The 25,765-nt window shown below is 72.0% G+C and carries 23 protein-coding genes; 5 read left to right on the forward strand and 18 right to left on the reverse strand.

Features of this window, described 5'->3' with window-relative positions; all coding sequences use genetic code 11:
* Nucleotides 1-10: 10 nt before the first annotated feature.
* The 5 genes from ACIRVH_RS01070 (at nt 11) to ACIRVH_RS01090 (ending at nt 4,898) form a co-directional block, all read left to right on the forward strand.
* Complete coding sequence (locus tag ACIRVH_RS01070) at nt 11-1,030, forward strand: ketopantoate reductase family protein (protein WP_403947179.1); 1,020 nt, start codon at nt 11-13, stop codon at nt 1,028-1,030.
* A 128-nt stretch (nt 1,031-1,158) separates the two neighbouring features.
* Complete coding sequence (locus ACIRVH_RS01075; protein WP_403947180.1) at nt 1,159-2,070, forward strand: sigma-70 family RNA polymerase sigma factor; 912 nt, start codon at nt 1,159-1,161, stop codon at nt 2,068-2,070.
* A 55-nt stretch (nt 2,071-2,125) separates the two neighbouring features.
* Nucleotides 2,126-2,767 (forward strand): DsbA family protein, encoded by a 642-nt coding sequence (locus tag ACIRVH_RS01080; protein WP_403947181.1) that lies wholly within the window; start codon nt 2,126-2,128, stop codon nt 2,765-2,767.
* 241 nt (nt 2,768-3,008) lie between these two features.
* The gene (locus tag ACIRVH_RS01085; protein WP_403947182.1) at nt 3,009-4,529 is read left to right on the forward strand and encodes a hypothetical protein; all 1,521 of its coding nucleotides are present in this window, start codon (nt 3,009-3,011) and stop codon (nt 4,527-4,529) included.
* A gap of 45 nt (nt 4,530-4,574) precedes the next feature.
* Nucleotides 4,575-4,898: a hypothetical protein gene (locus ACIRVH_RS01090; RefSeq protein ID WP_145885305.1), complete on the forward strand. Its 324-nt coding sequence runs from the start codon at nt 4,575-4,577 to the stop codon at nt 4,896-4,898.
* Between the two features lie 42 nt (nt 4,899-4,940).
* Here the strand turns inward: ACIRVH_RS01090 and ACIRVH_RS01095 are convergent, their stop codons facing one another.
* From ACIRVH_RS01095 to ACIRVH_RS01180, 18 genes are all read right to left on the reverse strand, one after another.
* Nucleotides 4,941-6,278 (reverse strand): protein kinase, encoded by a 1,338-nt coding sequence (locus ACIRVH_RS01095; RefSeq protein WP_403947183.1) that lies wholly within the window; start codon nt 6,276-6,278, stop codon nt 4,941-4,943.
* On the reverse strand, nt 6,279-7,196 hold the full coding sequence (locus tag ACIRVH_RS01100; RefSeq protein WP_403947184.1) for a protein phosphatase 2C domain-containing protein: 918 nt from the start codon (nt 7,194-7,196) through the stop codon (nt 6,279-6,281).
* The gene (locus ACIRVH_RS01105) at nt 7,190-7,864 is read right to left on the reverse strand and encodes a tellurium resistance protein (RefSeq protein WP_393474093.1); all 675 of its coding nucleotides are present in this window, start codon (nt 7,862-7,864) and stop codon (nt 7,190-7,192) included. The genes ACIRVH_RS01100 and ACIRVH_RS01105 overlap by 7 nt, the downstream gene beginning before the upstream one ends.
* A gap of 178 nt (nt 7,865-8,042) precedes the next feature.
* A complete protein-coding gene (locus ACIRVH_RS01110; RefSeq protein WP_403947185.1) occupies nt 8,043-9,710 on the reverse strand; it encodes a hypothetical protein in 1,668 nt (555 codons plus the stop codon).
* On the reverse strand, nt 9,707-12,337 hold the full coding sequence (locus tag ACIRVH_RS01115) for a GTPase-associated protein 1-related protein (protein WP_403947186.1): 2,631 nt from the start codon (nt 12,335-12,337) through the stop codon (nt 9,707-9,709). The genes ACIRVH_RS01110 and ACIRVH_RS01115 overlap by 4 nt, the downstream gene beginning before the upstream one ends.
* A complete protein-coding gene (locus ACIRVH_RS01120; protein ID WP_403947187.1) occupies nt 12,334-13,575 on the reverse strand; it encodes a hypothetical protein in 1,242 nt (413 codons plus the stop codon). Before ACIRVH_RS01120 ends, ACIRVH_RS01115 begins: the two co-directional genes overlap by 4 nt.
* A gap of 3 nt (nt 13,576-13,578) precedes the next feature.
* Entirely contained in the window at nt 13,579-16,041 is a 2,463-nt protein-coding gene (locus ACIRVH_RS01125; RefSeq protein ID WP_403947188.1) for a hypothetical protein, read from the reverse strand.
* 315 nt (nt 16,042-16,356) lie between these two features.
* Nucleotides 16,357-17,445, reverse strand: a complete 1,089-nt coding sequence (locus ACIRVH_RS01130) for a hypothetical protein (RefSeq protein ID WP_403947189.1) — start codon at nt 17,443-17,445, stop codon at nt 16,357-16,359.
* A 68-nt stretch (nt 17,446-17,513) separates the two neighbouring features.
* A complete protein-coding gene (locus ACIRVH_RS01135; RefSeq protein ID WP_403947190.1) occupies nt 17,514-17,993 on the reverse strand; it encodes a hypothetical protein in 480 nt (159 codons plus the stop codon).
* 110 nt (nt 17,994-18,103) lie between these two features.
* On the reverse strand, nt 18,104-18,844 hold the full coding sequence (locus ACIRVH_RS01140) for a sirohydrochlorin chelatase (RefSeq protein WP_403947191.1): 741 nt from the start codon (nt 18,842-18,844) through the stop codon (nt 18,104-18,106).
* Between the two features lie 6 nt (nt 18,845-18,850).
* Nucleotides 18,851-19,729: an ABC transporter permease gene (locus tag ACIRVH_RS01145; protein WP_403947192.1), complete on the reverse strand. Its 879-nt coding sequence runs from the start codon at nt 19,727-19,729 to the stop codon at nt 18,851-18,853.
* Complete coding sequence (locus ACIRVH_RS01150) at nt 19,716-20,495, reverse strand: ABC transporter ATP-binding protein (RefSeq protein ID WP_403947193.1); 780 nt, start codon at nt 20,493-20,495, stop codon at nt 19,716-19,718. Before ACIRVH_RS01150 ends, ACIRVH_RS01145 begins: the two co-directional genes overlap by 14 nt.
* 32 nt (nt 20,496-20,527) lie before the next feature.
* Entirely contained in the window at nt 20,528-21,634 is a 1,107-nt protein-coding gene (locus ACIRVH_RS01155; RefSeq protein ID WP_403947194.1) for an aliphatic sulfonate ABC transporter substrate-binding protein, read from the reverse strand.
* Nucleotides 21,635-21,856: 222 nt separating this feature from the next.
* A complete protein-coding gene (locus ACIRVH_RS01160; protein WP_403947195.1) occupies nt 21,857-23,191 on the reverse strand; it encodes a sulfate adenylyltransferase subunit 1 in 1,335 nt (444 codons plus the stop codon).
* A gap of 2 nt (nt 23,192-23,193) precedes the next feature.
* Complete coding sequence (gene cysD, locus ACIRVH_RS01165; protein ID WP_403947196.1) at nt 23,194-24,129, reverse strand: sulfate adenylyltransferase subunit CysD; 936 nt, start codon at nt 24,127-24,129, stop codon at nt 23,194-23,196.
* Nucleotides 24,126-24,662, reverse strand: coding sequence for an adenylyl-sulfate kinase (cysC, locus tag ACIRVH_RS01170; RefSeq protein ID WP_403947197.1), 537 nt, complete (start codon nt 24,660-24,662; stop codon nt 24,126-24,128). Before cysC ends, cysD begins: the two co-directional genes overlap by 4 nt.
* 86 nt (nt 24,663-24,748) lie before the next feature.
* A complete protein-coding gene (locus ACIRVH_RS01175; RefSeq protein WP_403947198.1) occupies nt 24,749-25,459 on the reverse strand; it encodes a phosphoadenylyl-sulfate reductase in 711 nt (236 codons plus the stop codon).
* A complete protein-coding gene (locus ACIRVH_RS01180) occupies nt 25,456-25,638 on the reverse strand; it encodes a hypothetical protein (RefSeq protein ID WP_403947199.1) in 183 nt (60 codons plus the stop codon). Before ACIRVH_RS01180 ends, ACIRVH_RS01175 begins: the two co-directional genes overlap by 4 nt.
* Nucleotides 25,639-25,765: the final 127 nt, after the last annotated feature.

The following is a 25,765-nucleotide window of genomic DNA, read 5'->3' on the forward strand; positions in this document are numbered from 1 at the left end:
GCTCTGTCCCATGCGCTACGTCATCATCGGGGCAGGGGCGGTCGGCGGCACCGTCGGCGGGCGGCTGGCCCAGGCCGGGCGTGAGGTCGTACTCGTCGCCCGCGGCCGGCACCTGGCGGCACTCGCCGAGCGGGGGCTGAAGCTGCGGGTACCGGAGGGCGAGTCGACATACCGACTGCCCGCCGTCGACGGACCGGACCCGCTGGGCGAACTGCGCGCCGACGACGTGCTCGTCCTGGCCGTGAAGACACAGGACACCGTGGCCGCCCTGGAGACCTGGGGCGAAGTCCCGGTCGCGGGCGGCGGGACGGCGGCAGAGCGGTTGGCGCTGGTGTGCCTGCAGAACGGCGTGGAGGGCCCGCGCCTGGCGCTGCGCCGCTTCCGGCACGTGTACGGCGTCTGTGTCTGGCTGCCCTCGACCTTCGTGGAACCCGGGGTCGTCTCCGCCGCCGGCACCCCGCTCACCGGCATCCTGCACCTGGGCCGGTATCCGCACGGCACCGACGACACCGCCCGGCGCATCGCCGCCGACCTGGCGGCCGCCCGCTTCGAGGCGCCGGTCGTGCCGGACGTGGCCCGCTGGCAGTACGCCAAGCTGCTCGGCAACCTCGGCAACGCCCTGGAGGCCGTCGGCGGTCCCATCGACAACGAGCAGTCCATGGCCCTGTACGCGAGCGTGCGGGCCGAGGGGGAAGCTGTACTCGACGCCGCCGGGATCGCGTACGCGAGCGCCGAGGAGCAGAAGGAGGCACGCGGGGACAAGGTCACCCTGGTCCCGCTCGACGGGGCCCCGCGCGGCGGCGGCTCCTCCTGGCAGTCCCTCGTCCGCGGCACCGGCACCATCGAGGCCGACCACCTCAACGGCGAGATCGTCCTCATCGGCCGTCTGCACGGCCTACCGACCCCGCTGAACGAACTGCTGCAGCGCCTCGCCAACCGGTTCGCCCGGGAAGGGCGGCCGGCGGGCTCCCTGCCGGTCGCGGAGTTGGCACGACTGGCCGACGAGGCGGAGCGGGCGGCCGACCGGTGAGCATCCGACCGGTGAGCGGCCGACCGGTGTGCCACTGACCGCAAAGGCGGTTGATCTTCCCGCCGGGTTGGCGTTTCGTGTCCCGGGGGCTCGCGAGGCGCGGGTGCGAAGGAAGGGGCGGGGGCACGGTGGACGGCGTCACAGAGGACAGCGCACGGCTTGCGGCACGGTTCGAGGCGGACCGGCCGCATCTCGCCGCCGTGGCGTACCGGCTGCTCGGCTCGGCCGCCGAGGCGGACGACGCCCTGCAGGATGCCTGGCTGCGGGTCCAGCAGGCCGACCTCGGCGAGGTCGAGAACCTCACCGGCTGGCTGACCACGGTGGTGACCCGGGTGTGCCTGAACCAGCTGCGCACGCGCCGCAACCGCCGGGAGGACCCCCTCGACCACCGGGATCCGGGCGCGGCCCAAGGCGGCGCGGCGGGCGACCCGGTCCGGGAGGCGCTGCTGGCCGACGAGGTCGGCGTCGCTCTGCTCGTCGTCCTGGACGCCCTGGCCCCCGCCGAGCGGGTCGCCTTCGTCCTGCACGACCTGTTCGCCGTGCCCTTCGACGACATCGCCCCGCTGCTGGAGAGGACCCCGGCCGCCACCCGGCAGCTGGCCAGCCGGGCCCGCCGCCGGGTCCGGGGCCGGACCCCCGCGCCCACCGCGGACGCCGGCCGTCGCCGAGAGGCCGTCGAGGCCTTCCTGGCCGCGACCCGGGGCGGCGACTTCGCGGCCCTGGTCGCCCTGCTCGCCCCGGACGTGGTGCTGCACGCCGATGCCCGGGTCGTCCCCTCGCCCGAACCGATCACGGTCCACGGCGCAGAGCCGGTCGCCCGGGGCGCCATGGCCGCTGTGGCCCGCGCCCAGTTCACCGGCCTCGCCCTGCTGGACGGCCGGTTCGGTCTGGTCATGGCGCCGTACGGCCGGCCGTGGGTGGTCCTGGCCTTCACCTTCGACGACGACGGCCGGATCACCCGGGTCGAGGTCGTCGCCGAGCCGGACCGCCTGCGGGAGATCGAGATCACCGTCCCGGGAGAACCGGAAGTGGACCACTGAAAAGGGATCGGATTGGGTGGGGATTCTGCACCATTGGTGGACTAGCGTCGGCGCCATGACGCGCAGCGAGCACAGCCGTACGACGAGCCCCGACCCGACCCGTGTCGACTTCTACTTCGACCCCGCCTGCCCCTTCGCCTGGATCACCTCCCGCTGGCTGCTGGAGGTCGAGCGCACCCGGCCGCTCGATCTCCGCTTCCACGCCATGAGCCTGTATCTGCACAACATCGGCAACGAACTCCCGGACTGGTACCGGGATTTGGTCGACCGTTCGATCGGCCCGGTCCGGGTCGCCGTGGCCGCCGCCGAGCGGCACGGCGAGAAGGTGCTGCGCGACCTGTACACCGCGTTCGGCACCCGGATCCACGAGCGGGGGATCAAGGACTTCGACGCCGTGATCACCGAGTCGCTCGCCGAACTCGGGCTCCCCGCCGACCTGTTGGCCGCCGCACACGACCCGTCGTACGACGACGCGGTACGCCGAAGCCACGACGCGGGCGCCGAACCGGACTCGGGCGCCTACGTGGGCACGCCCACGATCCATGTCGACGGCACGGTGTGGTTCGGCCCCGTCCTGCGCGCGATTCCGCGCGGCTCCGAGGCGGCCGAACTCTTCGACAGTTTTCGGGTGTTGGCCCGTCACCCCGACTTCTTCGAACTCAAGCGCACCCGCGCGGGAGCCCTTCGCTTCGACTGACCGGACCGGAGCGACAACTGATCGGCGATGAGCGGGGGTTGGCTGATAATCATTCATCCGGTGTGAGAGGTTCCCCTTGCCTGTGACACATCCGGCTCAGATGACGCAGAACCAAGAGCCGACCGCGGTCCGACGTCACAGGGGAGCGCCGGACCGCGGCGGCCCGGCTCCCCGGAACCCCGCGACAAACCCCACGGGTTGTCCCTAGGGTGAAGCGCGCGGAACGGCCGAGGGGGGGCGGATGAGTGTGCCGGGGAGACCATTACCCACGCTGCCGCAGTACCGGAAGGACTCGGTGACCCGGCGCCTGTGCGCCTCGGTGCACCTCGACGACGACTTCGCCCTGTACGTGGACCGGGCGCTCACCGGGGACCGGCTGGACGCCCTGGGGCTGAGCCTCGGGATCAACTTCGTCGCCCTCGCCCGTCACGCGCGCGTGGCCACCCGCCGCCGAGCCGCCCTCGACCGCCGGCTGGCGTGCCTCGCGGTGGTCGTGCCGGTCGCCGTTCTGGCGGGAGGGTGGGCCCTGGTCAACGGGCACGGATCACTCGGATGGGTGGCGATTTTCGGCCCTCTCGGCGCGTACGTGATCGCCTGGACCCTGGTCCACCACAAGGAGTCCGTGGGACGTGACACGGCACGCGAGGTGTTCCACTCCGCCGAGAAGCCCGAGCGGACGGCTCCGCCCGTGGAGGCCGAGGCGGAGGACTGGCTGAGCGAGCTGAAACGCGCCAACGTCCTGCCGTACGCGGACGCGTCCGCCCAGACCAAGCCGTTCGTCGGCAGCGGCGAGAAGATCAAGGAGCTGGTCTGGCAGCCCATCGACGTCAGCAGACCCGCCGACGACCCCACCGGCGGCAAGCTCCCGCTGCTGCCCTTCGACGCCGTCGACCTGCACACCTACGTGGCCCGACACCTGGAGACCATCTCCGGACTGCCGAACCTGCGGGCGCAGAACCGGCTCTACGTCATCGGGAGCAACGCCTGCTACCTGCCCGAACTGGTCCCCGACAGCACCCGCAGACCCCGCGCCCGGATACCCAGGCAGCTGGTGCAGGCGGGGCTGCAGAGCCCCGGTGCGGGCATGCGCACCCACCTCTGCCTGGAACGCATCGGCGAGGGCGGCCGGATGATCGTCTCCATGTACCTGCGGGCGATCCTGCAGCCACCCAGCCTGACCTGGGAGGTCGCCGCCTACGCGATACCCCCGCTGGACGGCCGCTTCCACCGCGTGGACCGCCTTCCGGTGGCCCCCCGCGAACGCTGGTGGGACCTCGTCAAGTACGCCAGCTCCCATACCGGCCCCCAACTGCGCGCCTCCCTGGGCCGGTTGGTCGCGCGCAGCCGCTGGCGGCGCGACCACGACCGATGGCTGACCAGGCAGCGCAAGGCGGTCACCAAGCAGCACGTCCGCCACGACTACGGCGCCAAGGGCAGCCTGCGCGAGGATCTCGGCGCCTGGGACGAGGCGGGCTACACCGAGCGGACCGACGCGCAGGACTTCCTGTTCCGGCTCCAGCAGGGCGTCCTCGTCGCCACGGAGCGGTTCCTCCAGGACCACCATGTCGACACCAGTTCGTACGACAAGGCTTTACAGGTCATCAGCACACAGACCTACAACATCGGTAACGTCAGCGGTCCCAGCATCTTCGGCAACAGCGGCACGATCGCCATGGGCGGTCAGCAGGGTCCCGGGCCGCACGGCGGGCCGGGACCCCAGGGCGGACCGGGACCCGCCGGCCCCCGCCCGCCCACGTCATAACCCCAGCCCCGCCGGCCCTCACGAAGCAGGAGTCAGGACAGGACGATGAGCACATACAACTTCGGGAACATCAACGGTCCCGCCAACATCGGCGATCACGGCCGTATCGAGATCAACCCCTACGCGCCGGCCTCGGAGGCCCTGGTCCGGCTCTCGGACGGGCTGCTCGAGCAGCTGCACGCCGAGTACCCGGGCCTCGTGCGGCACGGAGAGACCATCCGTGGCGCGATGATGGAGTCCGTCGGGGATGGCGGTCCGCCGAACCGCGGCCGCATCCGCTCCGCCCTGGAGGCGATCAGCATCGGCGCCGCCGCCGGTACCGGCAGCCTCACGTTCACCCAGCAGCTCATGCATGTCATGGGCCTGTGAGCGGACGGGACCCCGCCGCCGTCACGGGGCCCCGTCCACACCTCACTCGGCCCGCACCACCGCCCGTACCCCGTCGCCGAGGTCCAGTTCCAGGCCCGCCCTGAGCGGCACGGTCTGACCGGGCTCGATCCTCTGCGCGGTGCCGTCGGAGCGGGTGCCCGTCCAGGTCTGCCGCGACCGGTTCGCGATGCCGAACCGGCCCGGCTTCTTGGGGTGTTCGACCAGCTCCGCGACCAGCGCGGCATCCGAGCAGTCGTGCCGCGCCGGTTCCGGCAGCAGATGATGGGCCTGCACCCGGGCACCCCGGCGCAGCCGGACGTGGTGCTCGGCGCGGGGCGGGGGAGTGGTCACCGTCAGCCGGGGCGGGAGCACCAACGGCGCCCCACAGCCCCAACAGAGGCGGGGCGGCGGGTTCTCGCCCGGCTCCGTCATGTTCTGCCGCCCGCAGGACGCGCACTCGACCACCGAGTCCAGCACCGCGCGCAGCGCGTTGCGCCACTCGGTCTCCCGCACCCGGGCCGCCGGATCGCGCAGTCCGACCGTGAAGGACCGCCGGAACAGCTCCTGCAGCGTCCCCGCCGCCGCGTGCCAGGTGGCGAGCACGGTCGCGTGTTCCATCGGGTCCGGCGCGTTGGAGTCGTCCGCCGGGTCGAACACGAACAGCGGGCTCCTGCCGTACAGCTTGCGCTCGGCCGCCTCGTCCAGGCAGTGGATGCCCAACTCCCGCCTGCCCTTGAGAGGGTGATGGTTCATCAGGAACATGAACAGAAGTACGGCGAGCGAGTGCAGGTCGGACTGGGTGCCCGGGTGCGCACCCGGCTCGCCGCGCACCAGCTCCGGCGCCATGAACTCCATGGTCCCCGAGATGCCGCTGGCGTCCCCCTCCACCACCGCGTTGTCGTTGTCGCAGACCAGCACGTCACCGGTGGCCGGGTCGAAGAAGATGTTGCCCCAGGAGATGTCCCGGTAGGCGATGCCCCGCGAGTGCAGCGCCTGATAGGCCTCCACCGTGTACAGGCAGGCCGTCAGCAGCGCGCGCGGGCTGGTGCGCAACTGTCGCCGGAACAGCGCCGGCAGACCCTTGTAGCGGTCCGGGCGCAACCCCATCAGATAGCCGAACGAGCCGCGGTGCGCGGGCACGTACGCCTCCGGCCACAGGAACCGGTCGTCCGCGAAGTCCCGGGCGACCAACTCCCGTACGATCGCCTGCTGTTCGTCGGTCGCACAGGTCGGGTAGTACCACTTCAGCGCCCGCTCCCCGTCCGGAGTGCGGACCCGGTACACCTCGCCCTGGCCGCCCGCGCCGAGGAGGTCGACGATCTCGACCTCGTCACCGGTCTCCGCCGCGAGGCGCGTCCCGCCATCGAGCATGCCGCTCATCTACGTCTCCGTCTTCCGTTCTTCCGTGTCCACCGGACCACCCGCGTCCGCGGTCTGCTCCGCGTCGTCCACGACGGCGCCCTGTGCCGAGCGCAGCGCCGCCGCCAGCGTCGTGTCGTCCCCCGAGTAGCGGGCGGCCTGCGCCAGCCACTCGGGCAGCACCTTCCGCACCCCGGTACCGCCCTCCTCGGCCAGCCGGCCGGCCAGGCCCGCGACGAACGCGCGGTACCCGTCGGCCGACGCGAAGCTCTTCGACAGCCCGTCCGTGGAGAGCACCACCAGCCGCGGGGCGCGCGCCTCCTCGAACACCGGTGCCCAGTGCATCCGCACGGACCGCCAGGCCTCCCGCCCGCACAGCGACTCCGTCTCGTCGCCCAGGTCCTCCTCGGCGGGTGCGAGCGGCCGGCTCAGCGTGCCGTCGTGCTCGACCACCGCGAGGTCCCCGTCACCGAGCTGCCAGGACACGAACAGCCACGGCGTGAGCACGGCACCGATCAGCGTCGTGCCGTACAGCACCAGCTTCTCCTCGGGCCCCGGCTCCCGGGACGCCTCCTCGACGACCGGACGGTTGCGGTCCCAGTGCCCCAGGGCCGCCTGCCGCCACTCGTGCACCAGGGCGCGCGGGAAGTCGTCCCGGGCGTACGTCATCAGCCGGGCCAGCCGCCCCGGCTCGTGGCAGTCGTGCGCGGCCCGGCCGAAGTGGGCGGCGAGACCCACGAACCGGTCCACGGCGAACCGCGCACCCAGCTCGCTGCGCGCGTGCACCGCCGAGCCGTGCCCGTCGGCCACGGCGAGGATCAGCGGATCCTCACCGGATCCGGTGCCCCGGCACTCGTACCAGTCCTGGTTGCGCCGCTTGTTGACCCCCTGGACGCTGTCCGCGAGCGTCTCCCACCGTCGCACCCCGAGCGTCACCACACGTCGTCGTCATCGTCGTCGTCCAGCACCGGCGGTGCGTACGGCTGCTTGGCCATGGTCAGGGTCTTGCCCGAGCTGTCGCCCAGGACCGGTTGGGAGGCCGCCTTCACGGCCGCCGTGGACGCCCACCGGATCGCGGCGGCCAGCTGCTTGGGGCTGTTGGCGTCCAGCGGCTGCAGCTCGGGGTTGCCGAGGAACTCCTGGAGCACCCCGCGGTCCGCGTCCGCGCCGATCGCGACGGCGACCCGCACCGCCTTGCGTCCCCAGGGACTCGCGTCGACGGCCTTCAGGCCCGCCCGCCAGTCGTCGGTGGGCACCCCGTCCGAGACCAGCGCCAGTACCGGCTTCAGCGCCCGCTGCGGCATCGGCGGGGTCTGCAGCTCCCGCGCCACCAGGTGCAGTGCCTCACCGAGGTTGGTCATGCCGTCGACCTGTACGTCCTGCCAGGTGAAGTCGTCGACCGGGACCGGGGTCTGGTGGTGCCACTGGGCGGTGGTGGAGAAGGTGACGGTCCGCAGCAGCAGTTGGGCCGCCGGGTTGTCGTGGGCCACCGACCTCATCTCCGGGATGGCCTCTCTGATCGCGTAGTTGAGCCGCGCGATCTTCTCGCCCTGCATCGAGTACGAGCAGTCGAGCAGCCAGATGAAGTGGACCGGCCGGTTGGCCATGGGCCCGCCGGGAATGTCGCTCACGCCGTGATTCCTTTCGGGTGAAGGGGAGTTCGGTTCGGTCAGGGCAGCAGCAGCCGTACGCCGCAGGCGAGCGCGGCCGCCGCCAGGACCAGGGCGGTGACGAACAGGCCCGCCAGCGCCCGCCGGGCCCGGGAGACGGAGGGGGTGACCTGGTTCATGCCGGGCTGTACCTCCCCGCCTCGGCGCCGTCCGGCCGCCGCCGCTGCCTGCCCGGGCGGCCGCCGCTGCCGCCGGACCCGGTGAGCGGGCCGGTGCGCAGCCCCGAGGCCGCGAGCAGCCACAGCACCGGCTCGGCGGCCCGGCGCTGCTCGCTCTCCAGCGGCCCGGTGCCGGTGGCCGCGTGGGCGCTGACCGCCCAGTAGCGGGCCGCCCCGAAGTCGTGGCCCAGGGCGCGGACCAGCGCGCCGAGACCGACATCGGCGAGCCAGTCGTCGATGCGCGGGCCGGGCACCGGCAGCGAGCCGAGCTGGTCCAGCACGTCCCGCTTGGTGACCACGGTGGCCACGGACATCCGGGACCGCCGGCCGGTGAGCGCCGCCAGCTCTCCGGTGAGCCGCTGGTACGTCTCCCAGGGGCCCTGCGCCGAGGGCCGCGCCCGGTCCGTCCGCTCGGTGTCCGCCGGGCCCAGCCGGCCGCGGACCTTGGGATCGGCCAGCACGTCGGCGACCAGGACCACCCCGTCCGCGTGCGCCAGGTACTGCTGGGCGCGCACCCGTTCGGCGTCGCTCACCTGCTCGCCCATCGGGTCGTACAGGTACAGGAGGCGCCGCCTGCGGCCTCGGGCCACGGTCAGCATCATGGCGCGCGGCTGGCCGCCGGTGGTGGCGTGGGCCCAACCGGTGCGGTTCAGCTCCTGGTTGAGGCCGGTCTGGGTGCGCTGGTCGTCGACGGTGGCGTACTCGACGCGCAGTTCGCCCTGCCGGGACCAGGAGTGCAGCCCCTCGACCATGGCCGCCATCAACATCGTCTTGCCCGACGAGGTGCCGCCGACCAGCGGGGTGTGCACCACGCGCATGGTGCCCGCCGCCCGGGGCAGGAACTGCTCGCAGCGCGGACACAGCGCCGTGAGCTTTCCGCGCCCCAGCAGCCGGGAGGCCGGCATCCGGTGCCCGCACCGGCACACGTGCCACAGCACCCCGTACCGCCCGGGCCTCAACTCGGCATGCAACGCCTGACAGTTGGGGCAGCGGTGCAGCGCCAGCGGGACCGGGGCGTAGCAGCCGGGGTGCGGGCACTTGACGCGGATGCCGCGCAGCAGCAGCCAACCGCGTTCCACCCCGCGCAGCACGGGCACACCGGCGGCCCAGCTCAGCCACACCACGGCCAGCAGCAGCGCGAACAGCACCAGCACCGCGCCGAGCAGCAGCGTGGCCAGCGCGGCGCCGACCAGCGCGCCCGCGCCGGTGCCGGGCGCGATCAGCACGACCAGCAGGAACCGGTACAGCGGCGCCGTGGCGCGTACACCCGAGGCGCGGCGTCCCTGGAACAGGTTCCGCACGGTCCGGTTCAGCCACGGATGGGCCAGTGCGGACCAGACGGCCCGCATCCCGGCGAGTCCTGCGGACACCGCGTCCGCCCACGACTGCCGCCACCAGTGGGCGAGATGCGCGGGCTCACCGCTCCCGACCGCCGCGAGCCGCGGATCGGTGCGGCCCGCCTGCCAGGGCCCGAGCCCGCGCCACACGGCCTGCACCCCGAGCCCGAGGAACTCCCACAGCGTGCGGAACACGCACACCGCCACGGCCACGACCCCGGCCCAGCCGAACAGGGCCAGGAGCACCAGCACCAGCACGCCGGCGTTGCCGTCCCCGCCCACGTTCACCGGAGGCCTCCCTCGCCCGGCGGTTCCACATCGCCGTACCAGGTCGCCTGCCGCTCCTCGCGCCGCCCCCGCCCGGTCAGCCGGCCGGCGAGCCGGCCCAGGGCACCCGGGCGGTTCCAGGCGCGGTAGGCGTCCAGCCGGCCCCGGCCGGTACGGCGCAGTGCCTCCTCGACCGCGCCCCGGTCCTCGTCGGGCAGCGCCCGCACGACGGGCCGCAGCACCTTGGCCAGCAGGGTCGTGCGCGTCGCCGCCCAGGCCGGGTGCGTCTGCGGATACGCGCTCCAGTCGCCGAAACAGGCGGCCACGTACGACGGCACGGTGCGCAGCCGCTCGCCCACCCGGTCCCCGTGCGCCACCCGCTCGTACGCGGCCAGCAGCCCCGGATCGCCCGAGCGGGCCAGCGCGTACAGCTCGCTCTCGGACGCCGTCGGGCGCGGCCCGGTGTAGGCCTCGCTCCCCGGTGCCGGGACGGCCAGCAGCCGCCGGGCGACGGCGTCGTACACCCGCTGCGTCACCGGCTCGGGGGCGGGCTCGGCCGCGCCGTCCCGCAGTCCCCGCACCTGGTCCACCCAGCCCTCGACGTCCTGGTCGGCGTCGAGCAGCCCCGCGTACTCCAGCAGGAGCAGCGGCGCCCGGTGCGCCGACCGCAGCTCGGTGGTGAAGCAGCGCAGCAGGTCGGCGGCGAGGACCGGTACGGCGGGGTCGTCGGCCGGGGCGGCGAGGGCGGCCTCGACCAGCAGGTCCCGGGTACCGGCCAGCCGGTGCGCGTCCGAGCCCAGCTCGCTCAGCAGCAGGCTCGCCTCCTCCCCGGTGGGCAGGCCGTCCGGCCACACCAGGAGGAACGCGGAGCGCAGGACGGCCGGTTCGGCGTGCGGCGAGACCCCGGCGGTGCGCAGCACCTCGTGGAACCGGCGCCGCCGGTCGCCGCCGGCCCGCCGCGCCCCGTCGGCCTGGACGCACATCCGCAGATGCGGGAAGCCGGAGTCGAGCGAGACCGGCAGCCCGGACCCGGCCAACCGGCCTGCGGTCCCCGGGGGATTGGCGGCGGCGAGGGCGTCGAGCGCTCCGAACAGGGCGGTGCGCAGCGCGGGGTGACCGTGCACGGCGTCGAGGAGGGCGGGGGGAACGCCCTGGCCGTCGGAGGACGACTCCTCGGCCGTCGGCTTCTCGACCGCCGGTTCCTCGGCCGTCGGCTCCCCGGTCCGCTCGCTCACCAGGTCCCGGGCGATACGCCCCGCGAACGCCGGGAGCGCCTCCGTGCAGTCCACGTCGAGCAGGTCGGCGACGCGCAGCAGGGCGAGGGGCCGGCCGGTGGCCGGTTCGGTCGGGTCGGCGATGCCCTGCCGCAGGGCCGGGGCCAGGTGCCCGGCCAGCTCGGCGCGGAGCGCCGGGGTCAGCGAGCCCGCGACCAGCGGGGGCACCGGGCCCCGGCCGAGCACCGCCGTGGCCAGCACGCGGGCGGCGAGCGGCGCCGACACGGTGGTGGGCACCTGACCGTCCAGCCGGGCCGACAGGGCCGCCAGCGCGGCCGGTTCGTCGTCCAGGGCCGTACCGGTGGGGCTGTACCGCGCGTCCTGCCCGCCCCGGTCCTGGCCGACGGGGCTGTATCGCGTGTCCTGCCCGCCCGGGCCCTTGCCGCTCCCGCCGGCCAGGGCCGCGACCAACCCGGGGAGCGTCTCCGGAGGCAGTGTGAACGCGTGGTCCGCCGCCCAACGAGCCGCCACCGCACGCCCGTCGGAGCGCAGCCCGACGCCTTGGACGAGCGCGGCCACCGCGAGCGGGCCCAGCTCGCCCGAGATGTCGCGGAACAGTTCGGGCCGGCCGGCCGCCCAGACCCGCGCGCACACCTCGGCCCAGACGTCCTGGACGGGGTCCTCATCGGCCCCGGCAGTGCAGTCGTGCACGCGGAACCGGTGGTCATGGCCGACCGGCTCGGAGGACGGCAGCGCCCCGACGATCTGCTGGCGGGCCTGCTGCGGACGGCGCGTGTACGTGGTGAAGGTCAGCCGGTGCGCCCGCTCGCGCGGCAGGACGGTGCAGGCCAGCGCGATCCACTGGGCCACGTCGGCGCTGTCGTGCTCCACGAGGACGATCTGCCGGGTGTCCGTCTCCTCGGCCAGGGCACGCAGGTCCGCGAAGAACGCCGCGAGCCGGTCCGCGCGGGACCGGGCGAAGGCCACGAGCCCGTCCCGGCGCAGCAGACCCGACGGCTCGAACCGTTCCACCGGCTCCGGCCGCCCGTCCGGGGGAGTGGCGTCGGCCCAGCGCGGCGACTCCCAGGCCGTGATGGGCAGCGCCCCGTCCGGCAGCCGTACCCCGGGCGGCAGATGCAGGGCGTGGGCATGGAAGTTGCCCCACCGCCCGCTGTAGTCCGCTCCGGTGTACACCGAGCGGCTCAACAGCCGTCCTCCGTCGGACAGTTCGCTGCAGCTGAAGGCCTTCGGGAAGCTCTTCAGCTGCTCGGCGTCCGGGCGGGCGGGCAGGTCGCGCGGCGGCTCGTACCCGATGAGCTGCTCCGCCTCCCGCAGCAGCGTCTGCGGCACGCCGGGGCTGACCGCGGTGAACCGGAAGCCCGACCCGTCCGGGCCGGGCGGCGCCGAGGTGTAGTGCAGCTGGACGAGGCTCACTTGGCACGCCCCTTCCCCGCGGCGCGCACGGGCAGCAGTCCGCGCCGGGACAGCAGCCACAGCAGCGGATCCTCCACCCGCACCGGCTGCGGACCCGACTTCGGCGCGTCGGCCGGGGCGTCCGCGGGCGGCGGCGCGCCCAGTGCGGACAGCCCGAACAGGGACAACTCGGCGAAGTCCAGTTCCAGTTGGCGCAGCAGCGCGCCGGAGTCCCAGTCGGTCAGCAGGGAGCGGAGTTCCTCGTGCACGGCCACCCGGTCCTCACCGTCGTAGGTGCCCGCGCTGTGCGGGGCGTTGTGCAGCAGCGGGGAGTGCGGGTCCAGCAGGGGTCTGAGCATGTCCGTCTTGGTGACCGCCACCGCGATCGGGGTGGACACCCGCCCCCGTGTCCTCCCCTTGCCGTGGGCTCGCAGCTGGGCGGCCAGGTCGGCGGCGATCTGCTGCGGCGAGGTCTCCACCACGGGCAGCGGCGGCCCCTCGTGCACCACCAACCGGTCTCGCACCGAGCCTAGTTGGAGCGGATCGACGAGCAGGATGATCCCGTCGGCGGCGCCGAGGTAGCGGGTGTAGCGGTCCATCGCCTCGGTGCCCGCGAGGTCCTCACCGGCCGCGTCGAAGAACACCAGCGTGGTGTGCCGGGTCCCGGCGCCGCCGAGCAGGCCCTTGCGGGGCAGGCTCAGCCGGTACAGCAGCGGGTCGTTGAAGCCGAGCGCGGCCGGCCGGGTGGCGTCCGGCAGCCGCAGCCGCTCGTACAGGTCCTCGGCCATCTCCTTGTCCCGCGTCTGGGTGCTCTGCCCCATCGCCGCGAGCGAGGCGTGATAGGCCTGACCCACCCGCTGGTTCAACTCGTTGACCAGCACGGACACATAGGTGCTCTTGCCGGACGCCTTCGCGCCGACCAGCGCGATGATCCGGCTGTCCTGGTCGCAGTAGTCGCTCGGCAGATCGCTGTGGCAGGACCCGCACACCCGTACGGGCGTGGGCACCCCGCACTGCGGGCAGGGCACGCTGCTGCCCCCGCCACCGAGCCCGGCGACCTTGCGCGCGGGGGTGAACACGGGCCCGCGCATCCGGGACGCCGGAGGCACGCCGGGACCCATGAACCCGGCCCAGGCGTCGTCGCGTTCGGGCCCGCAGGGCGCGCCGCCGCGCACCCCGCCCGGGGTCATCAGGCAGCGGTACGGCAGCTTGGCAGCCGACGCGCGGGCGAAGCAGTAGGGGCATATCACGGTCGTCATGGCTCAGCGCACCACCAGGCTGGCGAGAGAGGGTTCTTCGAGTCGCACCGAGGCCGCGTGCTCCCCGAGCAGGAAGCCGCGCAGGGTGTAAGGGGCCGGGCAGGGGGAGGCCGGCAGCTCCTGTTCGACGGTCCCGTGCCGCGACAGATCGGGCCCGGGTATCCGCAGGACGGTCGTGCCGTCGGCCGCGCTGCGCGGACGCAGGGTGCCGCTGCGCGCGACGCACACGAATTCCGGTACGTCCCCGGGCGCGCCCGGCGCGGCCAGGGTGACCCGGAGCAGGGTGCGGCCGCCTCGGCCGAGGAACCGCCGTTGCGTGCACACCAGTCGGTACCGGATCACGGCGTCGGGCGGCAGCAGCGCCTCGGCAGCGTCCGGCACCACCACGACGGCGCCCGGCACCCGGGGCACGGTCGCCGCCCGGATCCGCACGGCTTCGGGGCCGACGGGCAGCCGCAGCCCGCCGCGCCGGTAGGCGTGCGCGGTCAGGATCCGTTCCCCGCCGCTCTCCGGGCCGTCCAGGGCCGTCCAGCCGACCAGGAGGTGCCCGACGTCCTCGGGCCAGTCCAGCGTGATCCGGGCCTGCCCGTCCGGCAGCCGCTCGACGGAGAGCCCGGGCACGGCGTGTACGGCCTCCACGCCGACGACCGGTCCGGCCAGCGCCCGCGCACCGAGTACGGCGACGGCGGCGACCTCGGCGTACGTGCCCGGCGGAGGACACAGGGCGCCCGCCTTCTCGGGCCACTCCAGCGCGGCCGGCAGCTCCCGCGCACGCAGCTCGGTGCCCGGCACCGGCGCCGGCCCGGGCCACACCACCAACCGCACTTCGGCCCCCTCTCCACCGCTCCACTCGAACCGCACGGCCCCGCTCTCGGCTCGCGCGGCGAGGCTGCGCACGGGCTCCGGCCAGGGGTGGACGGTGCCGGTCACCCGCAGCCCTGGGGAGGCGACCCGGCTGCCGTCGGGCGCCCGGTAGTGGCAGACGATCCGGAAGGAGTGCGGGCCGGCCGTCAGCCCGGTGGCCGTGAACCCGTCGGGCCGCTGAACGAGCCGGACGGCGGTTTCGCCCGGACCCTTGGGCGCGTCTGCTGGTTGCTGGGTGTGGTGGCGGGGGGTCTTGGCCGGGACGGTGGGCTCGGCGGTGATGTCGGTGCCGGCTGCAGACCGCTGGGCGAGCTGGATGGCGGCTGCGTCCCGGAGCTTGGGCGCGTCCGCCGGTCGCTGGGTGGGGCGGCGGGGGATCCTGTCCTGGCCTGCGGGCTCGGCGGTGTTGCCGGTGGCGCCCGCCGGTCTCCGTGCGTGGAGGACGGCGGCCTCGTCCGGACCCGTGTGCTCGACCGTGATGTCGCTCGCGTCCGTCGGTCGCTGCCAGGAGCAGTGGATGCGGCCCGGGCCGTCCGTCAGTACCGGGCGCCCCACTTCCGGGGCGACCAGCAGTCGGCGCGACACCAGCGGCGGGCCCGCCACCCGGCCGTCCCGCAACGGCAGGGCCGCGTACCGCACCCCGGCGCCCGGCGGGGCGTCCTTGTCCCGTACGGTCCCGGCCGCCGTCGGGTCCGCGCCGGGCACACTCCGTACCGCGGGTCTGCCCCGCTCCGTGCGGTACAGCCGCAGCAGCCGCCACACGCCCGGAACGTCGTGCCGGTCCTGCCAGCTCAACTCCACTTGATCCGGCAGTAGTTCGGCACGCAGCAGGGGGTGCTGGCCGGACTCGGGCCGGTGCAGGCGGACCAGACCGCGCAGGGCGCGGCGGTCGTCGGCCGCGCCGCACAGCGCCTGCAGGTACGCGCCGCTCGCGCCGTCCCGGTCGCCCTGCTCCTCGGCCCGCCGGGCGGACCGCAACAGGTCCTCGACCAGGCCCATCCGCTCGGCCACTTCCGATCGCAGCGCGGCCAGCGCGGGGTCACCGCCGCCCGGGGGCAGCCGGTCGAGCAGGGCTCGCAGCCGGTGCAGCTTCCGCCGCTCCAGGGCGTCGGCGAGCGACTCGGCGGCATCGCGCCGGCGTCGGTCGAGGGCGGGGCGCAGCCGGGCGGCCGCCACCAGCCCTTCGATCTCGTCGGCGTGCACCCCCGACTCGGCCGCGACACGGGGGCGTTGGGACGCCGGATGGTCCTGCAGCAGACCTATCAGCTGGTAGAGGACGACCCGGCGCAGGGCCTGCGGATCGCGCCGGTGCAGCTCGGCGAGCCGTGGGGCGAGCGGGGCGCCCGGTCCCGACCCGTGCGCGAGACCGTCCAGGTACAGCCCGTCCACCCGGCGCCGCCCCCACGGCCCCGACGGCACGAACAGCCCGTCCAGGACCCGTAACCCCCCGGGGGAGGCGTGCAGGACCTCGCCGAGATGACGTAACCCCGCCGCGTGCTGGGCGGCGGCCAGGCTGCCGTAACCGGGTACGAGGGGGCTCAGCGGCAGACCCGACAGGGCCCTGGGCAGCCCCAGGTGATGCCCGAACTCCTGACCGGCCACGCGCACGTTCTCCCCCGATAGTGCTTCGAGGCACCATCCCAGCAGATCCTGAGGGGGTCAGGAAAGGGGCGCGAGCCGCTGACTGGCCAAGGGCGGGTTGTGGCGTGCATGAGTGAGTGTCGGGGCTGCGGTGAGTGAGGGCGTCGAGGAGGGAACAGGAGTTCCTGTGCCGAATGTGTGACAACGCCCACGACCGGTCGGGGGCGTTCGGCTGAGCGTGGGTGCTGGAGACAGGGCTCGCCACCGTCGCTGGGGACGGTTTCGGGGAAACCGAGCAGGTCGGGACCGTAGCGTGACCAGGCCGGCGGACGCTGGTCAGCTGATCCGGCAGTTCCGGCCCTTGGCCGCGATGGTGTGCTGCTCCATCTTGCCCGACGAGCCGACGCTGTAGATCTGCCCGTCCGGGAGGGTCAGCAGGCTGTGGGCGCCGATCTCCGTCTCGGTTTTCTTCCCCTGAGCGGAGAACGTGGTCAGCTTGCCGTTGGAGAGGAGAACACTGCAATCCCGGAACAGGCCGATCTCCCCGGCGCTCTTGACCGAAACCTTCTTGAACGGGGTGGATCGGCTACCTGAAGTAATGGAGATTTCCTGTGTCGATTCGTCAGAGCTTGCGGAGAATGCTCCGAGCATGGTCGATGTGTCAGAGCTCGCGCAATCACTTGCGAACTGCGCAGTGTCACGGATTTTCTTGCCGGTCGTCAGGCTGAACTCGGACGCCCTGTCCCCCAACGTCCACATCGTGCCCTGTTCCGGAGAAAGGCATCCGACGCTCCCGGGGAGGCCGGTGGATATCGATGAAGGCGAAAGATGCTCCCCGGTGAGGGGGAATCGAAAGGCGCTCCAGGGTGCGCCGCTGTTCTGCTGGACGGAGATCAGCAGTGTGGTGTTGTCCGCCGAGACCCTGCCCATGGAGTCACTGATGCCCTTGGGGAATGGTTTCGTGTGGGTCTTGCCGCCGTCCGACCAGATGATAGAGGATTCCGACGTGGCCACCCACGTGTCCTTGCTTCTGGCCCACTGGACGACCAAGGACTTCTCCGTGAAGGGCTGGGTCGTGGAACTTTCACCGTGCTTCCACACCACATGGGATTCGGATGCGGACTTGTTCATGTCCACTGTGGCCGATATTGCGGCATCCGGGCATGCTGCGGCGCAGTGGACGTCGGTGGGGAAGTATCGCTTCTCCTGCCACATCTTCTTCCCGTCGCGCGTATACCCGCTCAAGACCTCGCGGTCGGTGTCGAAGGTGATGTATCCGTGACTGTCCCCGTCCACCAGGACCAAGCTGCCCTGCGACGAGGGTGCGCCGGCTGCGGGGCCGGTGTCGGAACTCGAACAGCCGGCGATCAGCGTCGCCGAGGCGGCCGCTGCGACGAGCGCGGCCAACTGCCTTTTCAGTGCCATGAATTTCCCCCGTCGAACGATTACGGGTGTGCGGCCGGAGTCGCACACCCGTATCTATCCTTCAGTCGTCAGAACGCGAACGACTTCGACTTGCAGTCGACGGGCCACCCGTTGATCCCGTCCATGTTGTACCAGCCCTCAGCGACGAGGCGGGTCGTGCCCTTCTTCGTGATGGGTCGCTGGCTCGTGGGGAACTGGGTGCTGAAAGCCACCAGGTCCCAGCGCGCCTCACCCTTCTTTCGCCGGTCTATTCCCTTCCGCGTGGTGCGGTCGAGCAGATAGGAGAGGATTTCGAAGTCGGAGCGGCTCTTCCTGAAGCCGTGGCTGGTGGGGTAGTAGTAGCGGTCGGTGTGCTGCCAGGTGGTGCTGGTCTTCTTCATGTAGAACGTCTTGACCGTGATTTTCGCGTCCGAGGAGGGGTTGATCGACGCGGAGCAGGCCGTGGACTGGGAGGCGGCGACGGCCTCGGGAGCGGAGAGGCCTGCCGCCATGACTGCGGCCGCCAGCGGTGCGACGATTGCAGCCGTGCGCTTCTTCGTGATTCTCAAGATGAATCCTTTCCCCGTTTCTTAGTCAACATCATCCTTGCTCATGGATAGGATGCAGATCAACGGAGTTGAGGATCTCCTGAGGTACTTAACATTGTGGAAACACGAAGTCAGGCGATTCGCGGCAAAGAAATGTCCGACGCCGCGGCGTGGAAACGGCGCAGCACCAGAGCGGCCACCTCGGGCGCTGGGCCCAGCACGCTCGCGAGGACGTCCGCACCGTGCGCGCCACGCGCGATGCGGTCCGGCAGGAACCCCGGTGCCAGTACATAGGGTGCGACAGCGACCCGCTTGCAGCCGACTTCCCGCAGTTCCCGTACGGCGTCCTCGGTGCGCGGAAGGGATGCGGAGGCGAACGCGGGCCGCACGGCACACCAACCGGTCTGCCGCCACTCCCGCGCGATTGCTGCGATCACCGCGATCGCCTCCGGGTCCGTGGACCCCGCCGAAGCCAGCACGACTCCGGTCGAGGACTTGTCGGCGGGACTCAACCCCGCCTCGTGCAAGCGCCGTTCCAGCGCGGACAGCAGCAGCGGGGACGGGCCCAGCACCTCTGCCTGCCGGATCCGCAGCTGGTGCGGCGCCTCCCGCAGGACCGCCGGGATGTCGGCCTTGGCGTGGAACGCACGCGTGAGCAGCAGTGGCAGGGCTACGACGTCCCGCACGCCCTCCGCCGCCAGGGACTCCAGCACCCCGTGCACGGACGGGATGTTGAATTCCAGGAAGCCTGTCTCCACCCGCAGGTCCGGGCGCAGCGAGCGCACCCGGCGTACGAGAGCGTGCACCGTCGCGGCGTGCCGCGGGTCGCGACTGCCGTGGGCGATGACGAGGAGGACGGGCTTGTTGTACATGGGACTTCAGCTCTTCACCAGCAGGCCGCGGCTGCGCAGCACCCACCGTTCCAGCGGGCTGAAGATCAGCAGGTCGATGGCGATGCCGACGAACAGGATGAGCAGGATGGCGAGGAAGACCGTCGCCATGCTGCTGTTCGTACGGCCCACCTCGAGCAACTGGCCCAGACCCATGCCCATGTCCGGCGACTGGGCGATGATCTCGGCGGCCATCAGCGAACGCCAGGAGAACGCCCAGCCCTGCTTCAGACCGGCCACATAGCCGGGCAGCGCCGCCGGCATCACGATGTGCCACGTGCCACGCAGCCCCGTCGCACCCAGAGTGCGGCCCGCTCGCAGGAACAGCGGGGGCACCTGGTCGACGCCCGACACCAGGCCGTTGGCGATCGAGGGGACGGCGCCGAGCAGGATCACCGTGAACATCACCGAGTTGTTCAGACCCAGCCAGATCACCGCCGGCGCGACCCAGGCGACCGAGGGCAGCGACTGCAGACCGGACAGGATCGGGCCGAACGCCGCGCGCACGAACTTCACCCGCGCCACCAGCAGACCCAGAGGCGTACCGATGGCCAGGGCGAGCAGGAAGCCCAGCAGGCCGCGGGACACGCTGCCCCAGATGTAGTCGAGCAGGGTCCCCTTGAGCCACTGGTCCTCGACCTCGCCCCAGACATCGGCGGGGGAGGGCAGCTTCGACGGGTTGTCGACGACCGGGTAGAGCAGGCTCCAGGCCACCAGCACCACGGCGACGGCGATGACGGGCGGCAGGATCTTGTTCTTGAAGGTCTGGCTGAAGGGCGTACGGCCGGTGGCCGTGGTCTCCAGCGCGTCGAGGCCCGCCTCGACGCTTCCGGCGTCCTGGGCCGGCGTGGTCTCAGTGCTGGCCATGACGGCGGATCTCCCCACGCAGTACATCAGTGATCTCGAGGGACAGTTCGGCGACCGGCGCGTCCTCGATGCGACGCGGCTGCGGGATGTCGACCGTCCACTCGCGCGCGATCCGGCCGGGCCGGGACGACAGCAGGATGACGCGCTGCGCGAGCCGCACCGCCTCGCGCACGTTGTGCGTGACGAAGAGGACGGACAGGCCGGTCTCCGCCCAGATCCGGGTCAGCTCGTCGTGCAGCACGTCCCGCGTGATCGCGTCCAGCGCCGCGAACGGCTCGTCCATCAGCAGCAGGTTGCTCTCCTGGGCGAGCGCGCGGGCCAGTGCCACGCGCTGGCGCATACCGCCCGACAGCTCGTGCACGCGCTTGCCGTACGCGCCCTTGAGCCGGACGAGTTCGAGCAGCTCCTCGGTCTTGTCGCGCCGGTCGTTCTTCGGAACTCCCCTGAGCTTGAGGGCGAGTTCGATGTTCTTGCCCGCGGTCAGCCACGGGAAGAGCGCGTGCTCCTGGAACATCAGGGCCGGGCGGCCGTCCGTCGCGATGTCGCCGACGGTCGGCCGGTCCAGGCCCGCCACCAGGTTCAGCAGGGTGGACTTGCCGCAGCCCGAGGCCCCCAGGAGAGTGACGAACTCGCCGGGCGCGACATCGAGGCTGATGTCGTCCAGGACGAGCTGCTGCCCGCCCGGTCCTGCGAAGGACTTCGAGACATGCTCAAGGCGAGCGGCGTACTCCACCGACTCTTCGGCCTTGACGAGGGTCGTTGCCATGGTCGTCACCTCCTGGGAACTCGGGTCGGGAATCAGCTGGCGCCGAGACCGGCGTCGTCCACCGTGCTCGCGCCCTCGCCCTTGAGGACCTGGTTGAGGAGCGTGAGGTCGTAGATGCCCTTCAGGTTCGGCTTCTCCAGCAGGCCGGCCTTGACCGCGTGCTCCGCCTCGGTGTTGAGGGTGGAGGCCAGCGGGTCGTTGGTGAACTGGATCGACTTCCACGCCGGGTCGATGACGCCCGTCGGCAGCGCCTTGCCGGAGTCCGCCTCCAGCCGCTTGTTCGCCGTGGCCTTTGCCTCGTCAGGGTTGGCGTTGATCCACTTGTTGGCCTCGACCGAAGCCTTCAGCACGGCCTCGACGGCCTTCGGGTGCTCCTTGAGGAAGGCCTGCCGCACGACGATGTTCGTGATCACGAACTTCTTGTCCGGCCACAGCGCCGCCTCGTCGAGCAGTACCTTGCCGCCCTCCGCGACCAGCTTGGACGCGGTCGGCTCCGGCACCCAGGCACCGTCGATGGCGCCGGACGCGTACGCGTCCGGGGTGATCTTGTTGTCGGTGCGGATCACCGACACATCGCCCTTGCCGGTGTTCGCGTCGACCTTCCAGCCCTGGTCGGCGATCCAGTTGAGGAACGCCACGTCCTGCGTGTTGCCGAGCTGCGGGGTCGCGATCTTCTTGCCCTTGACGTCCTTCAGGGACTTGATCTTCTTCGGGTTGACGACGAGCTTCACGCCGCCGGAGGCCGAACCGCCGATGATGCGCAGGTTGGTGCCGTTGGCCTTGGTGTAGCCGTTGATCGCCGGGGAGGGACCGATCCAGCCGATGTCGATGGAGCCGGAGTTGAGGGCCTCGATCTCCGAGGGGCCGGCGTTGAAGATCTGGTAGTCCGCCTTGGTGGCCCCCAGTTCCTTCTGGAACAGGCCCTGCTGACGGGCGACGAGCGCGGTGCCGTGGGTCAGGTTGCCGAAGTAGCCGATCTTGACGGAGGAAAGGCCGTCGATCTTCGAGGACCCGGCGGCGACCTTCTCCTTCGCGTTGTCGGCGGTGGACTTGGACCCGTAGCCGCAGGCGGCGAGCGTGAGAAGAGGGAGCGCGGCTATGACCGCGAAGGTACGGCGAAGAGCAGATGTAGCAGGCACGGGAGGTGTTCCTCTCGGAGGCCCGGCGGTCACGGTCTCTCAGGTCGTGGCCGGGAGGTCGGCAGGTCTGCGTTTACGGCGGTGGGGGGTGAGGGCGCGCAAGCGGTGCGCGTACGTCAACGCACACATCGCGCCACTCCGCCCTGCCCGCTGCCGAGAACACCGCTGCCGACGCGGCCGCCCTCCTTCGCGAACGTGGAGTAGTAGTCGGTGGAGTTCATGTCAGAAGTCCCACCCGTCGCCCTCGGCCTCGTCCTTGACCGGCTCCGGGGAGGCGAACGACTCGCCGACCATGCCCGCGGTGAGCGTGGTGCCGTCGTTCGGGTCGATCAGGATGAACGAGCCCGTGCGCCGCGAGTCGGCGTAGGAGTCCACCGGCAGCGGCTCCGCGGTGCGGATCTTCACGCGGCCGATGTCGTTGGCGACGAGCTGTCCCGGGTGCGGGTGCAGGGACAGGTCGTCGAGCGTGAGGCGGGACGGGATGTCCTTGACGATGGCCTTGACCGTGCGGGTGCCGTGCTTGAGCAGCACCCGGTGCCCGACGGCCAGCGGCTGGTCGGCGACGTGGCAGACGGTCGCCTCCACGTCCTGCGTGGTGTCCGGCGCGTCCTTGGTCGGCACGATCAGGTCGCCGCGCGAGACGTCGACGTCGTCCGCCAGCAGGACGGTCACCGACTGCGTCGTCCAGGCCACGTCGACCGGCTCACCGAGCAGGTCGATGCCGGAGATCGTCGTCGTACGGCCGGAGGGCAGGATCGTGACCGGGTCGCCGACGCGGAAGGTACCGGCGGCGATCTGGCCCGCGTAGCCCCGGTAGTCCGGGTGCTCGGCGGTCTGCGGACGGATCACGTACTGCACGGGCAGCCGGGCGTGGCAGTGCGCCAGGTCGTGGGTGACCGGGACGGTCTCCAGGTGCTCCAGGACGGTCGGGCCGCCGTACCAGTCCATGTTGGCGGACGGCTCCACCACGTTGTCGCCGACGAGCGCCGAGATCGGGATCGCGGTGACCTCCGGGACGCCCAGCTCGGTCGCGTACGCCGTGAACTCCTCGGCGATCGCGGCGAACACGGACTCCTGGTAGTCGACCAGGTCCATCTTGTTGACGGCGAGGACCACGTGCGGCACACGCAGCAGCGCGGCGATCGCCGCGTGCCGCCGGGTCTGCTCGACCACGCCGTTGCGGGCGTCGACCAGGACCACCGTCAGCTCGGCCGTGGAGGCGCCGGTGACCATGTTGCGGGTGTACTGCACATGGCCCGGCGTGTCGGCGAGGATGAACCGGCGGCGCGGCGTGGCGAAGTAGCGGTAGGCCACGTCGATGGTGATGCCCTGCTCGCGCTCGGCGCGCAGGCCGTCGGTGAGCAGCGCGAGGTCAGGGCCGTCCTGGCCGCGGCTCGCGGACGCGCGCTCCACGGCCTCCAGCTGGTCGGTGAGGACCGACTTGGAGTCGTGCAGCAACCGTCCGACCAGCGTGGACTTGCCGTCGTCGACGGAGCCGGCGGTGGCGAACCGCAGCAGGGTGGTGGTCGAGAGCGCCTCGGTCGTGGTCGTGCTCATGCTTAGAAGTACCCCTCGCGCTTGCGGTCTTCCATCGCGGCCTCGGAGAGCTTGTCGTCGGCGCGGGTGGCGCCGCGCTCGGTGAGCCGGGAGGCGGCGATCTCGGCGATGACGGCGTCCAGCGTGGTCGCGTCGGAGTCGACGGCGCCCGTGCAGGACATGTCACCGACGGTCCGGTAGCGGACCAGGCGCTTCACGACGGTCTCGGACTCCTTCGGGCCGCCCCACTCGCCGGCCGTCAGCCACATGCCGGCCCGCTGGAACACCTCGCGCTCGTGCGCGAAGTAGATCTCCGGCAGCTCGATGCCCTCGCGGGCGATGTACTGCCAGACGTCCAGCTCGGTCCAGTTGCTGAGCGGGAACACGCGGACGTGCTCGCCGGGCGCGTGGCGGCCGTTGTACAGGTTCCACAGCTCGGGCCGCTGGCGGCGCGGGTCCCACTGGGAGAACTCGTCCCGCAGCGAGAAGACGCGCTCCTTGGCCCGGGCCTTCTCCTCGTCGCGGCGGCCGCCGCCGAAGACCGCGTCGAACTTCTCGCTCTGGATCCGCTCCGTCAGCGGGAGGGTCTGCAGCGGGTTGCGGGTGCCGTCGGGACGTTCCTTCAGCACACCGCGGTCGATGTAGTCCTGTACGGAGGCGACATGGAGGCGCAGCCCATGTGCGGCGACCACACGGTCCCGGTACTCCAGCACCTCGGGGAAGTTGTGTCCCGTGTCCACATGGAGCAGCGAGAAGGGGATCGCCGCCGGGGCGAACGCCTTCAGCGCGAGGTGCAGCATGACGATGGAGTCCTTGCCACCGGAGAACAGGATCACCGGCTTCTCGAACTCGCCCGCCACCTCGCGGAAGATGTGCACCGCCTCGGACTCGAGGGCGTCCAGGTGGGAGAGGGCGTACGGGCTGGCCGTACCCTCCTCGACCGTGGCGACGGTCGTCATGCCAGTCCCCTTTCGGTGAGCAGCGCGTGGACCGCGGCCGCGGACTCCTGCACGGTCTGGTGCTGCGACTCGATCCGCAGATCGGGCGTCTCGGGCTCCTCATAGGGGTCGTCGACCCCCGTGAGCCCCGACAGCTCGCCCGCGGCCTGCTTGGCGTACAGCCCCTTCACGTCCCGCACCGAGCACACCTCGACCGGGGTCGCCACATGGATCTCCAGGTACGACGTCCCGTTCTCCGTGTGCCGCTCGCGCACCGCCTGGCGGCTGTCCGCGTACGGCGCGATCACCGGGACGAGCGCCTTGACGCCGTTGCGGGCCAGCAGCTCGGCGACGAAGCCGATGCGCTGCACGTTGGTGTGCCGGTCCTCGCGGCTGAAGCCGAGGCCCGCCGAGATGAACTCGCGGATCTCGTCGCCGTCGAGCACCTCGACGCGGTGGCCCTCGGCACGCAGCCGGCCGGCCAGCTCGTACGCGATGGTGGTCTTGCCGGCGCTCGGCAGACCCGTGAGCCAGACGGTGGCTCCGGTGGTCACGTAATTCTCCTGGGTCGCAGTGGTCGCTTCGTCAACAGCAGTAACAACCGGAACTGTGGGCGAGGTGTGGGTTGCTGTGGGCGCCGTCATCCGTGGAGCCCGCACTCGGTCTTGGCCCGGCCCGCCCAGCGGCCGGCGCGCGCGTCCTCGCCCTCCAGGACCCTGCGGGTGCACGGCGCGCAGCCGACGGAGGCGTAGCCGTCCATCAGCAGCGGGTTGGTCAGCACGCCGTGCTCGGTGACGTAGGCGTCCACGTCGTCCTGGGTCCAGCGGGCGATCGGGGAGATCTTGACCTTCTGCCGCTTCTCGTCCCAGCCGACCACCGGGGTGTTCGCCCGGGTCGGGGACTCGTCGCGGCGCAGGCCCGTCGCCCACGCCTGGTAGCCCGTCAGGCCCTCCTCCAGCGGCCGGACCTTGCGCAGCGCACAGCACAGGTCAGGATCGCGGTCGTGCAGCTTCGGGCCGTACTCCGCGTCCTGCTCGGCGACCGTCTGCCGCGGCGTGAGAGTGATGACGTTGACGTCCATCACGGCCTCGACCGCGTCCCGGGTGCCGATGGTCTCCGGGAAGTGGTAGCCGGTGTCGAGGAAGACGACGTCGACGCCCTTCAGCACGCGGGAGGCCAGATGGGCGACCACCGCGTCCTCCATGGAGGAGGTGACGCAGAACCGCTTGCCGAAGGTGTCCACCGCCCACTGGAGGATCTCCAGCGCGGAGGCGTCCTCCAGGTCACGGCCCGCCTGCTCGGCGAGCCGCTGCAACTCCTCGGTCGTACGCTGTTCCTGAGCCGTCGTCATATCCGGTCGTCCCCTCCGTTGTCGGCTCGCTGAAGACCCCGGGTGAGCAGCCCGAGGAACTTCAGCTGGAATGCGCGGTTGCACGCCCCGCACTCCCAGGCGCCATGGCCCTGCTCACTGGGACGCAGGTCCTCGTCACCGCAGTAGGGGCAGTAGAAAGGTGCGGCCCGCTCGCTCACGACAGGGCCCTCCTCTTGTTCAGGGCTCGGTTCGCCTCCGGGGCGCTGGGTGCCGGTGTCGAGAGGACGACCGTGCTCACCCCTTCGGGCCTCCGCGCTCCCCCACTCTCGGCTTCGCTCGACCGGG

Source organism: Streptomyces sp. NPDC101165, assembly GCF_044768135.1.
Classification (GTDB): Bacteria; Actinomycetota; Actinomycetes; order Streptomycetales; family Streptomycetaceae; genus Streptomyces.